This is a genomic window from Candidatus Zixiibacteriota bacterium, assembly GCA_040752815.1.
Lineage (GTDB): Bacteria > Zixibacteria > MSB-5A5 > GN15 > FEB-12 > JAGGTI01.
On sequence record JBFMGC010000016.1, the window covers coordinates 45,350 to 58,848 of the forward strand.

Genomic DNA, 13,499 nt, shown 5'->3' on the forward strand with positions numbered 1-13,499 from the left:
TGTGGACGTACAGTGGTAACACGCAGTTGACGGTATCGATAGTTGCTCGGGTGGCCACGATAACCACTCCGAACTCTGATTGGAACGGTTCGGAGACGATCACCTTTACGGCGACTGATCCGGGGCTCGCAGCGGATTCGGATTCGGCTACATTTACGGTGACGGGCATTAACGATGCCCCGGTTCTGGCGAATATCGGGCCGCGCTCTGTCACGGAGGGCGCCAACCTGAACTTCACCGTATCGGCGACCGATGCTGACGGTGAGATCCCGGTTCTGACCGCCGGCACGCCGCCGTCGAACGCAACATTTGTCGACAACGGTAACGGCACCGGTACGTTTAATTTCAATCCTGACTTCTTGCAGTCAGGCATTTACACGGTGACGTTTTACGCGAGGGACGCTGTCCTGGCAGTTGATTCGGAGGTAGTCACAATCACCGTCAATGAAGCCGGCAACCAGCTTCCGGTGCTCGCCCCGATAGGTCCCCGCTCCGTGACTGAAGGAGGCACGTTAGCATTTACCGTTTCGGCCACTGATATCGAGGATCCTTCGCCTGCGCTGACGACCTCGACCCTTCCGAGTCGCGCCACATTCATAGACAACGGCGACGGCACCGGCAGTTTCAATTTCCAGCCGAATTTCCAGCAGGCCGGTGTCTATCAGGTGACCTTTTTCGCCACAGACGACAGTAGCGGGGTGGATTTTGAAATCGTAACGATCACGGTCAATGAGGCCGGCAATCAGCCGCCCGTCCTGGCCACAATAGGTCCCCGCTCAGTTATAGAAGGGGGCTCGCTGAACTTCGGCGTCTCGGCAACTGACCCAGACGGCACCACGCCTACGCTAAATACCTCAACGTTGCCGCTCAACGCATCTTTTGTCGACAACGGCAACGGCACAGGCAACTTCAGCTTTACGCCCGATTTCACTCAGGCCGGTACATATAACATTACATTCCGGGCGACCGACGGCATCCTGGTCGATACCGAGATCGTTGTAATCACGGTTGTCGATGCCGGCAATCGTACGCCGGTGCTGGCGGAGATCGGCCCGAAGAGTGTCACCGAGGGGACCAACCTGCATATCGATGTGTCGGCCACTGATGCCGACGGCACGATTCCGACTTTGACCACATCAACATTGCCGCTCAATGCGACATTTATAAATAATGGCGATGGCACGGGAGACTTCGACTTCACTCCTGACTTTCTGCAGTCAGGAATCCGTAGCGTGACCTTCTACGCCTCGGACGGAGTCGCCACTGACTCCGAAGTGGTTTTCATCACTATTATCGACGCGGGCAATCAAAGTCCAGTATTGGCTCCGATCGGCCCGAGGTCGGTGACCGAGGGTAGTCTTTTGACATTTGGTGTCTCAGCCTCCGATCCTGAGGAGGCTTCCCCCAGCCTCACGACGTCAAGTCTCCCTGCCAACGCCAGCTTTGTGGACAATCTCGACGGTACCGGCACGTTTACGTTCAACCCGGGTTTCACCCAGGCCGGTACTTATAATATCACGTTCACAGCCACCGATGACAGCCTGGCCACCGATTTCGAGATCGTGACAATCACGGTCAACGAGGCCGGCAATCAGGCGCCCGTGCTGGCGGCGATTGGCCCGCGCTCGGTCGACGAGAACGTGCTGCTGACCTTCGGTGTGTCGGCGAGCGATCCCGATGCCACTATTCCGGTGCTGACCACGTCGGCCCTTCCGGCCAATGCGAGTTTCGTTGATAATCTCAACGGCACCGGTACGTTCAGCTTCACTCCGAGCTTCTTCCAGTCGGGGCTCCATACAGTGACGTTCCGGGCCTCTGACGGCATAGTGGTTGACAGTGAAATCGTCACGATTACGGTCAACAACGTGAACCGCGCGCCGATTCTCGATCCTATCGGCCCGCGCGCTGTCAACGAGAATGCGACGTTGAACTTCACGGTCACGTCGAGCGACCCGGACCTGACAATTCCCGCGCTGACTGCCACGGGCCTGCCTGCGAACGCGAGCTTTGTGGATAATCTTAATGGCACCGGCAGCTTCACGTTTGCACCCAGCTTCTATCAGGCCGGGACCTACAACGTGACGTTTACGGCGAGCGATGGTTCATTAATAGACGATGAAATCGTCACGATTACTGTTAACAACGTCAATCAGGACCCGATACTGAATCCGATCGGTCCGCTGTTCGTGACCGAGGGTCAAAACCTGAACGTGCTGGTGACTGCCACCGATGGCGACAGTACCGCTCTAACCCTGACTGCCGCGCCGCTGCCGCTCAACGCCACGTTTGTTGATAACGGCAACGGTACCGGCACGTTCAACTTCAATCCGAACTACCGTCAGTCCGGGATCGTCAGCCTGACTTTCACGGTCAGTGACGGTGTTGCCACTGACCAGGAGCTAGTGTTTGTCACGATCAACGAGGCCGGCAACCAGCCGCCGGTGCTGGCGCCGATAGGGCCGCGCCTGGTTCAGGAAGGTACCGCTCTCAGCTTCACGGTATCAGCCACTGATCCCGAGGGCAACCCCCCGGACCTGACTGCATCGCCGCTACCCACCAACGCGAGCTTTGTGGATAACAACAACGGCACCGGCAGTTTCAGCTTCACGCCTGACTTCACCCAGGCCGGTGTTTACAATATCACGTTTACGGCCACCGATGACTCTCTGGCCACCGATTTCGAGCTTGTCACCATCACGGTCGTCGAGTCTGGCAACCAGGCGCCCGTGCTGAGTGCAATCGGCCCGCGCAGCACTACAGAAGGTGTGAATCTCAACTTCGCGGTGACAGCGAGCGACCCGGATGCAACCGTTCCTGTTCTGGCAACCTCGCCTTTGCCTTCCGGCGCTACATTCGTGGATAATGGGAACGGCACCGGTACGTTTAGCTGGACACCCGGCTTCACCCAGGCGGGTGTTTACCCGGTCACGTTTGTCGCCTCCGATGGTATCCTCGCTGATTCGGAATTGGTGCAGATAACCGTGATCGAGGCGGGCAACCAGCGGCCGGTGCTGGCGGCAATCGGGGCGCGCTCGACCACCGAGAACGTGAACTTGAACTTTGGCGTGTCAGCCGCGGATGCCGATGGCACCACGCCCGTGCTTACCGCCAGTCCGCTGCCGACAGGCGCGACGTTTGTCAATAACGGCAACGGCACCGGTACGTTCAACTGGACGCCCGGCTTCGCGCAACAGGGAGTCTATCCTGTTACTTTTGTGGCCTCGGATGGATCGCTGGCCGACTCTGAACTTGTGCAGATTACGGTCATAGACGCCGGCAATCAGACGCCGATTTTGGCGGCGATCGGTCCACGCAGCACAACCGAGAACGTCACGCTCACGTTTGGCGTGAGCGCTACCGATGCTGACGGCACTTTCCCGGCGTTGACCACCAGCCCGCTGCCGAGCGGAGCGCTGTTCGTCGACAATGGCGACGGCACCGGCACGTTCGGCTGGACACCAACATTTACACAAGCCGGTATCTACCCGGTTACCTTTGTGGCGTCAGATGGTGTGGCAGCCGATTCAGAAGTAGTGCAGATAACCGTCTTTGACGCCGGAAACCAGAGTCCGGTACTGGCGGCTATTGGTCCGCGCAGCACAACTGAGAACGTTAATCTGAACTTCAGCGTCTCGGCCACCGATGCTGATGCTACGATCCCGGCACTATCTACCAGCACTCTGCCGTCCGGAGCCACGTTTATAGATAACGGCAACGGCTCAGGCACGTTCAACTGGACACCGAGCTTCACTCAGGCCGGGGTGTATCCGATCACGTTCGTGGCGTCGGATGGTATCGCGGCCGACTCTGAAATCGTCCAGATAACAGTAATCGACGCGGGCAATCAAACGCCGGTGCTGGCGGCCATTGGCCCGCGCAGCACGACCGAGAACGTCAACCTGAACTTCTCCGTCTCGGCCACCGATGCCGACGCAACTGTACCGATTCTGACCACGTCGCCGCTTCCCTCTGGTGCACTGTTTACTGACAATGGCAATGGTACCGGCACGTTCAACTGGACGCCGGGCTTCACCCAGGCCGGCGTTTACCCGGTTACGTTTGTCGCTTCAGACGGAGTGCTGGCTGACTCCGAGCTGGTCCAGATCACAGTTATCGAAGCCGGCAACCAGACTCCGTTGCTGGCAGCTATCGGCCCGCGCAGCACACCTGAAAATGTAAACCTGAACTTTGCCGTTTCGGCTACCGATGCCGATGCCACCACACCGTTGCTGTCCACGTCGCCGCTGCCGAGCGGGGCGACGTTTGTGGATAACGGCAACGGCACGGGCACGTTCAACTGGACTCCGAGCTTCGCTCAGCAGGGCGTATATCCCGTCACGTTTGTGGCGTCGGATGGTATCGCGGCCGACTCTGAACTCGTTCAGATTACTGTAATCGACGCAGGCAATCAAGCGCCGGTGCTGGCGGCGATTGGACCGCGAAGCGTGGCGGAAAACGCCAGTTTGAACTTCAGCGTATCGGCGACCGATGCCGATGCCACTATACCATCACTGACGGCGTCGCCGCTCCCATCGGGCGCACTCTTTACCGATAACGGCAACGGCACAGGTACATTCGACTGGACACCGAGCTTCACGCAGGCCGGGCCGTACAGCGTTACGTTTGTGGCGTCCGACGGAATCGCCGCTGACAGCGAGGCGGTCGTTATCACGGTAACCAATACGAACCGGCGTCCGGTGGCGAACGCCGGGCCGGATCAGTTCGATCTGCCGGCCGGTCAGCCGGTTCAGCTTGACGGTTCCGGCTCGTCCGATCCCGACCTGGAATCTCTGACGTTCGCCTGGGTCCAGGTAGGCGGAGTGGCCGTATCGCTGTCCAGCACCACCAGCGCCACGCCTACGTTTACACCTACTGCGCTTGATACCTATGTCTTCGAACTGACGGTGTTCGACGGCATTGATTTCTCGCTGCCGGACACGGTTTCCGTGCTCGTAGTCAACGGCGCGCCGCCCCAGGCTGTTACAGATTTTACGATTCAGCGAGTAGGTGATGAGCTGCGATTCACCTGGTCGCCGGTAACTCTCGATATCACCGGGCTCCCGACCACGATTGATAGATACATCATCTATCGCGGCACGTCGGCCTTTTTCACGCCCGGTCCCGGCAATCAGATCGGTTTCACCACGCCGCCGACAGTTACGATCACCGATAACAACATCGGCGGCGCCAACGTGGTGGGTGACACGCTGAATCAGTACTTCTACGTGCTTGAGGCGATTGATGCCTGGGGCAACAGCTCGGCATTGTCGAACCGGGTCGGCGAGTACGATTATCAAATCATCACGACTACCTCGACCGACTATAATCTGATCTGTATACCGTTTGCGAATACCGGCATCACCACCGCCGACCAACTGATTCAGGCGATCGGCACCGGCAACGTGCTGACGGTGAACCGGTATGTGGCGACATCGCAGAGCTTCCAGTCGCGTTTCGCGGCTGGTTTCGGAACCAATTTCTCGGTTGTGCCGGGCGGGATATATCAAGTCAACGCCGCGCAGCCGACGGTGTTTACAGTGGCGGGGGCTGTCCCCGCGCCGGGCTCGATCAGCTACCCGATCGTAACCACCGCCACAACCGACTTCAACTTCATCGCGATTCCATTTGATCGGGCCGCTGATTTCAGTGTGGCCCAGGATGTCATTAACAATATCCCCGGAGTATTAAACACGCTGAACAATTTTGTGGCGTCATCGCAAAGCTATCAATCCCGGTTTGCCATCGGCTTCGGCACCAACTTCACGGTGCGGGCCGGCAAACCATACCAGGCGAATGCGGCGACGGCCGGGACTTTCCCCCAGTAGCGAAATGACGGATGGTTGGTATGAGAAAAAACGAGTTGCACATAAACGGAGGTACCGCAGTGCGGTTATCTAAGAGGATGCGAAGGATAACCAATCGGCTCGGACTGGCCCTGTTGCTGGTCATGGCGCTGGCGGGCTCAGGCCTGGCCCAGGGGTCGATCTTTGGCACGGTCTCGAATGCCAACGCCACCACCCCGGCCAACGGCGAAATCCTCTTTGTCGGTTATCTGGACAATACCGACGAGGAGATTCGTATCGAGAGCTCCGATGGCGCCGGCTACGACGCCGGCAACTGGTTCGACGATTTCCAGAACTACCTGACGGAAGCGGCCGGAAACCCGTACGACTATCATTTCTACAATATCGCCAACGGGCAGGGCTTCCAGTTGTCGGGTGCGATCCCGAACAACTCCTTCCAGCAGGAAAACGTCACCCTCGCACCGGTGACCTGGCCGGTGGCGCCGATCGGACTGGCCGGGGTGACCGCGTCGACCTCCACCGTTATTCTGACCTGGACCCAGGTCGGCGGCCTGACCTACCACGTCTATCGCCGGGTGGCCAGCTCCAACGGCTCGTTCTTCCGCATCGATAATCCCTCCGGTTCCCTGGCTGATCCGGGCGAAGCGAGCAACTACTTTGTTGATAACACCGTCAGCGGCGGTCAGTCATACTCATACATTATTATTGCCCAGGACCCGAGCGGCAACTTCTCGCCCCATTCGGCGATTGCGACAGTCAATACCTCTTCGCTCGATGCCCCGATACTGACCTCGCTCAATCCGAACACCGGCACTGCCACCGGCGGAACGGTTGTCACGGTAAACGGCTCCGGATTCGATCCGGCCGGCGCGACTGTACTGTTTGGTTTGACCAGCGTGCCCGCCACGGTCGTTACTCCGTTTCAGTTGACCGTTACCACTCCGCCCGGCTCAGTGGGCGCGGCAGTCGATGTAACTGTCACCAATACTGCCTCGGGTCTGGTGTCCAATACACTAATAGGCGGCTACATTTATGCGGCTAATGCCACGCCCGTGCTCACCACTATCGGACCGAGAAGCACCACTGAGGGCGTCCGCCTGACCTTCACGACCTCGGCGACAGACGCCGACGGTCAACTTCCAATAATGACCAGCTCTACGTTACCCGGCACAGCCACTTATGTTGACAACAACAACGGCACCGGCACCTTTGACTGGACACCCACGTTTGTGAACGCCGGTGTATACAACGTTACCTTCCATGCTATCGACAGAGTCGTGCCGACAGCGGTCGATTCCGAGATTGTGGTGATCACGGTGATCGAGGCCGGCAACCAGACACCGGTGGTCAATCCGATAACCGATCAGTCAGTAGCCGAGGGGCAGACGCTCGCGTTCCAGGTGACGGCAACCGATGCCGATCTTGATCCGCTGACACTCGCTGCGGTCAACCCGCCGGCCAACGCATCGTTTGTAGACAACGGCGACAACACCGGCACATTTACCTTCACCCCGGACGCGTCCCAGTCCGGTATCTACAACATCACGTTTACAGCAACCGATCCGGCTCTCAGTGTCGGCTCCACCGTGGCGCAGATAACCGTAACCGAGGTCAACCAATTGCCGGTGCTGGCCGCAATTGGTCCCCAGAGCACCACCGAAAACGTGCTGCTCTCGTTCCGCGTATCGGCGAGCGATCCGGACGGCGGTGTTCCCCTGTTGTCGACCTCGGCGTTACCCGGCACGGCGATCTTTGTCGACAGCCTGAACGGCGCCGGTTCATTCTTATGGACGCCGGGATTCACCGACGCTGGAACTTACGACGTAACCTTCCGCGCTACCGATCCGATAGTCTCCACCGCGGTTGACTCCGAGATCGTAACGATCACGATTCTGGAGGCAGGCAACCAGGCGCCCGCGCTGGCGACGATCGGCCCTCGCACCATTGCGGAGGGCGGCACGCTGAACTTTGCGGTAACGGCCACCGACCCCGATGGTACGTCGCCCAGCCTGCGCGCCGAGTCGCTGCCGACCAATGCTACTCTCGTAGACAATTTGAACGGCACCGCTACTTTTAACTTTGTTCCTGATTTCAATCAGGCCGGACTATACACGGTGCTGTTCATTGCTGAAGACGGTCTTCTCGCGGATTCCGAATTCGTCAGTATCACCGTGGTCGAGAGCGGCAACATGCCGCCGGTATTTGACCCGGTGAGTGACTATACGATTAACGAGGGTGACTCTTTGGTCGTCACAGTGCGCGCGGTCGATCCCGACGGCGGTTTGATATATCCGATTTTGTCGGTCAGCACCACGCTGAGTAACTACTCATTTGTGGACAATCGCGATGGGACAGGTCGACTGGTTTATCGCTCCAATTACTTCAGTGCCGGGGTCGATACGGTTAACTTCCTGGCGACCGATTTCGGAACACCTCAAAGAACGACTACGGCGATCTCGGAGATAACAACGGTAGACATCAACCAGCCTCCCCTCATACCCCAGCTGGGGCCGTTTGGAGTGGTGGTCGATGACTCCCTCGTCTTCACAGTCCAGGCGGTCGATTCCACCGATCCGATCACGTCGCATCGGGTGATCCTGTCCGCCCTGAATCTGCCGGCAAACGCCACGTTTACAGACAACATCAACAGTACCGGCCGCTTCGCCTTCCGCCCAAGCCTGGCGCAGGTTGGCACGCTCCAGGTGACGTTCCTTGGTGTCGATCAGGGTGTGCCGCAGCTATCCACCACCATGACAGTTGATATCACTGTGGTTACAGAGAACCTTCCTCCGGAGCTCGCTCCGATCGGGCCGCGGACCGTCATGGAAGGCGTGACGCTCACGATAAATCTCAGCGCCTCCGATCCGGACGGTCCCCCTCCCGCGTTGCAGATGACTGATGCCCCCGAGGGAGCAACCCTGATAGATAACGGTGACGGCACGGGTGTGTTTACGTACACCCCTGACTTCTTCGGCAAGCAGCGATTGGAGTCGGTAACGTTCCGCGCCTATGACGGCTACGCTATCGACAAGGAGCTGGTGCTTATTCAAATCTACGACGCCGGCAACCAGAGACCATACTTCGACAGCATCCCCGCCCCGTCGGTGGTCGAAGGTTCGACTCTGGTGCAGGGCATAACTGCGAAAGATCCCGACCGCGATCCTATCCTGCTGTCGATCGACGTGGCCGCGTCGCCTCTGCCCCCGAACGCCTCATTCCTTGATCTCGGCCTGGGGCTTGCGTCGATCACCTTCTCGCCTGATTTCAGCCAGGCCGGTATCTACGACTTCCACGTGGTGGCGGCCGACGGCCCGCTGACTGAGTCCACCACTCTCTCGGATACGATTGTCGTGACATTCACGGTCGTCGAGTTCGGCAACCACGCGCCGCTGATCGCCGCGATCACGCCGCCGACGGTAGCTGAAAACGCTACATTGACGGTAACCGTGTCGGCCAGCGATCTCGATGGCGAATCTCTTTCACTCTGGGCGACGTTGCTTCCGGCCAATGCCACGTTTACCGACAATGCCAACAATACCGGCACTCTCACGTTCACGCCGAGCTATGATCAGGCCGGGACCTACGATGTTATTTTCTATGCCACTGACGGCATCGACACGACTTCGCAGTTGGTGACCATTACGGTTACCGATACCAATCGTCTGCCGTTCGTATTCACAGCCGGACCGGTGGGCAACATATACGAGATGGATACCCTGAGGTACACGGTCGATGGGTTCGACGCCGACGGCACAACGCCGCTGCTATCGGCTCATCTCTCCGGCCTGACCACGCTAGCGGCTAACATGACATTCGTGGACAACCGCGACGGCACCGGCACCCTGACCTTTGCACCGGATTGGTCACAGGGCGGCCCAGTCAGCAACCCGACGCGGTATTACGTGGTATTTCGGGCCACTGACGAGGTCTACACGACCGTGTTCCAGGAGAGCGAGACCATCACGATCGGCGTGCTGGATCGCAACAAGCCGCCGGAACTGGTCTTCCCACCGCCCGGTGGACCCGGGCCGTACAACGTTTCCGAAGGTTCCAGTGTCACCTTCTATGTGGCCGTACTTGACGAGGACGCGGTAACGGCTCCGGCCTGTCGCGCTGAGAATGTCCCGGCGAACGCGGTGTTCAACTATGTGCCGGTAGACCGGATTGGCGATTTCACCTTTGCTCCCGACTTCACGCAGGCGGGCGTCTACAACATCCGCTTTATCGCCACCGACGACCGCAACGCGGTGGACACGGCGATCGTGCAGATAACGGTACTCGAGGCCGGCAACCAGCCGCCCAGTTTCGGCTATAACCTGCCTGACACCATGCTGGTACCGACCGGCCATCTGTACCAGATCACACTGACCCCGTCTGATCCGGAGCACGACTCCATCTCGGTAACCGCTTACCCCATGCTCCCGGGAGCATCGTGGAGTAGTGCGGGCGATGGCACCTGGGTGTATAGTTTCACTGCCGATCCGGCCGACGTCGGCCAGGTCTATGAGATTACGTTCGTGGTGACCGACTATCCCGGCCTGGCAACCGCTACGCTGGTCACACATCCGCGTATTGTAGCATTCCTCAGAGGTGACCTCGACTCGGATAACATATACTCGGTCAACGACATAGCGTACTTCGTCGAATATATGTTCCGGGGCGGTCCGCCGCCGCCGATTCCGGAGACTGCCGATATCGATGCCAGCGGGACGGTATCGATTGGCGACGTTTCCTATCTTATCTACTATATGTTCCGAAACGGCCCGCAGCCGGCGCCATAAACCCGACCTCTGAGTGCAAACTCTTCAAAGAGCCGCGACAGTGTGCCGCGGCTCTTTCTGTGTGCGGCATTCGCAACTTCTGCGACTGAATCGACAAAAGTCGGCTGGCCTGCCGGAAGCGTGCGATCTGCTTACTGCAGGGTGAAATTTCTTGACAAATGCCGTGTGCAGGGCTTTTATAAGGTGCTACAGTCCTCAGCTTTTCTACCCCTGTAGGGCTGGATTTGACAGTGAGATAGGTTCATCGAGGTCCCGCCCTCACACAAGACTCGGAACCGGCAAGGAACAAACGCGCCAGCTTTGAACCTGTGGCCCTGGGTTGTACCGACTGGCGGTAAGAACGATATGTCCGATGGGTATTCTCAGTCGCATCATTAGACAAGTGCTTTATTGAAGACGCCAGTGGCCGAACGCGGTCGGCAAATCTATTGTAAACTAGACTTATGAGGCAACGATAGCGTCAAATGAGTTCACTTCGAACAAAACACTAGGAGGTCATTCACGACAAGGAGTAACGCCCGCGCGGCACGTAACGAACCATCATGTTGTCGAGCGGACACAATGAATAAGTCAATTCCCGCACCCTGTGTGCGGGGGCACAATTCGGGAAATCTTGAAAGGAAAAGCAGCATGATGAAGAAAGCACTACTTGCCCTGAGCGTAGTCGTGCTGTGGTCCATGATGCTGACGATGTCGGCTTGGTCGGCCGTGGACACCAAGGCTGATCGTATGGACGACGAGCGTCTGGACAAGATCAGCGGTTTCAATGTGGGACCGTACGCGCCGGAAGTCCGTCAGGCTACGCGCCCCGGTCTTTATCCGGAGGATATCGCCGCCGTGGGTAACCTGGGGCGTCGTCCTCTCGGTTCCGCCGCATCGACGAACGTGGGCATCGGCCCCGGCGTCAGCATCGATTTGACCTGGGCCGATGACCAGTGGAACTGGGGCACGGGCCGCCAGATAGCGCGCTGGTGGAATGGTCAATCCGACGAAACCATGGAAGTCAGCGTACACTTTAGCTACACAGACCGGCCGGATACTATCCCCGGCGCGCCGTTCGGTGTCGCGGGCTACAACGTCTATGACGCCGTTGTTCCCACGGGTAACTGGCCGCGCGACCAGGAAGTCGGCTGCGATCTGCAGGCCACCGACTCGATCGGCTACGGCCAGCAGGGCAGTCTCGGCTTGACCTTTGATGGTCGTGCAGTTATTGGATCGTGGAGCGGTCATTGGTTGAGTAACCCCGACACGGTACGCTTCACCCACAACTATGTATATTACCAGGGGGCGGAGTTTAACTGTACCTACGATCCCCGCTCCAATTTGAACGTCACGTGGATCGACACCACGGTCTACCGGCCCCTGTTGTTCTCGCAGGATCCGGGCACCATCGCCGGGCTGCCGACCATCGCCACGCAATGGGACGGCACCAATACCATTGTGCACGTGGTGTTGTACGGGCTTGACGACAAGGACCTGACCGGCCAGGACTACGTCGATGGCCTCGGTTACGGGTCCTACATCTACTTCCGCAAGGTTGGCAGCACGTCGGCCGGAACCTGGACCAATGGTCAGATACTTGACTCCGTCTGGTTTACCTGGGGCTGTCTGGCGGCTGCTCCGTATCCACACACCAGCGTGGGTGTGACGTACACCAACCCGTCGTACTACGGCGCGCTGTTGGAAAACGGCGCCGACATGGATGTTTGGGCGCGCGAGTCGTTTGATCGCGGCCTGAGCTGGCAGCCGGCCTACAGCGTGACCAATTACACTAACGCCATTGCCAACCATCCGAATCACTTCACGGCCTGGTTGGAATCCGGCTGTATGTACGACTCCGAGGGTGATTTCCACGTCTGGTGGACCGGCAAGCCGACCTCGACTGATCCGTACTTTGACGGCTTCAACTGGCAGGACTTCGACCAGAACCTGTATCACTGGGAGAAGACCAACGACCAGGCTGTTCCGGGTGTGGGCGACGCTGTGAAAGTTGCCAACGGCAACTTCATGAACGACGACATGCTCACCGGTTCGATGAACACGCTGCACTGCGGCTTCGGCGGATCGAACGCCGGTTACCTGGCCTGGATCACCATGGGTGAGTGCGACAGCAAGTTGTACCTGGTTTGGTCGCAGATTCACGAGCGTGCCAACCGCTTCCCGTGGCGCGATGTGGCCGAGCAGCCGGCCCCCGGTGTGCTTGATGACTGCTCTTACACCGGCAACCGGCTGGCCATGGCCAACTGGGAGCTGTTGATGTCGGTGGCACAGCTTTCCACCAGCACCCTGTGGGACGCCGCTCGCAACATCTCCAACACCTACACCCCGAACTGCGGTCTGGTAGGCGACCCCGAGGCGGACGGCCCGTGCGGTTCCGAGTGGAAGCCGTCGATCGAGCCCTACGCTCTTGATGAGACGGGCCTGAATCTGACCTGGCCGGCGGCGGCCGAGGTAGACCTTTCCCCGGGCGGCAATTACGCCGGCGGCTGGTATCTGAACATGGAATACATGGATGACCAGTTCCCCGGACCGTATCTCTGGAGTGAGCGAACCAACCCACCGGGAACAGAAAACTCCGAGAAGTGGGTTCGTCTGGCCTGCGTGGAGCCGATTGAGGCCTCGCAGATCGACGTCATCCCTGAGAGAATCGAATGGCCCGAGTGGGTACCGCTCGGCCAGACCACGAACTTTACGATTACGGTTGTGAACGAGGGTAACGTGGTCATGAATGTCACCGAGGTCGGCGACAACGCCTCCTGGCTATCGGCCTCGATCAACCCGACCCCCGGATCACCCTTCCAGGTGCCGGCGGGCGTGATTCGCACGGCTACTTTCCAGGCCAGCATCACCGCCCCGGCCGGTCCGACGCAGTGGCTGGACGGTGAGATGTGGCTGAAGTCCGATGCCGCGAACA

General features: G+C 58.8%; 3 protein-coding genes. All 3 read left to right on the top strand.

Translation table 11 applies throughout. The features are described 5' to 3' along the window. Positions 1–26: 26 nt before the first annotated feature. Positions 27–5,825: an Ig-like domain-containing protein gene (locus AB1772_06110; GenBank protein MEW5795918.1), complete on the top strand. Its 5,799-nt coding sequence runs from the start codon at positions 27–29 to the stop codon at positions 5,823–5,825. Positions 5,826–5,902: 77 nt separating this feature from the next. After that, entirely contained in the window at positions 5,903–10,585 is a 4,683-nt protein-coding gene (locus AB1772_06115; GenBank protein ID MEW5795919.1) for an Ig-like domain-containing protein, read from the top strand. Between the two features lie 630 nt (positions 10,586–11,215). Continuing rightward, a partial coding sequence (locus tag AB1772_06120) for a hypothetical protein (protein ID MEW5795920.1) occupies positions 11,216–13,499 on the top strand: 2,284 nt, incomplete at its 3' end.

What these genes read in the sequence shown, in the direction of transcription:
- AB1772_06115 (MEW5795919.1), top strand. Translation starts at nt 5,903, where the DNA reads ATGCGAAGGATAACCAATCGGCTCGGACTGGCCCTGTTGCTGGTCATG.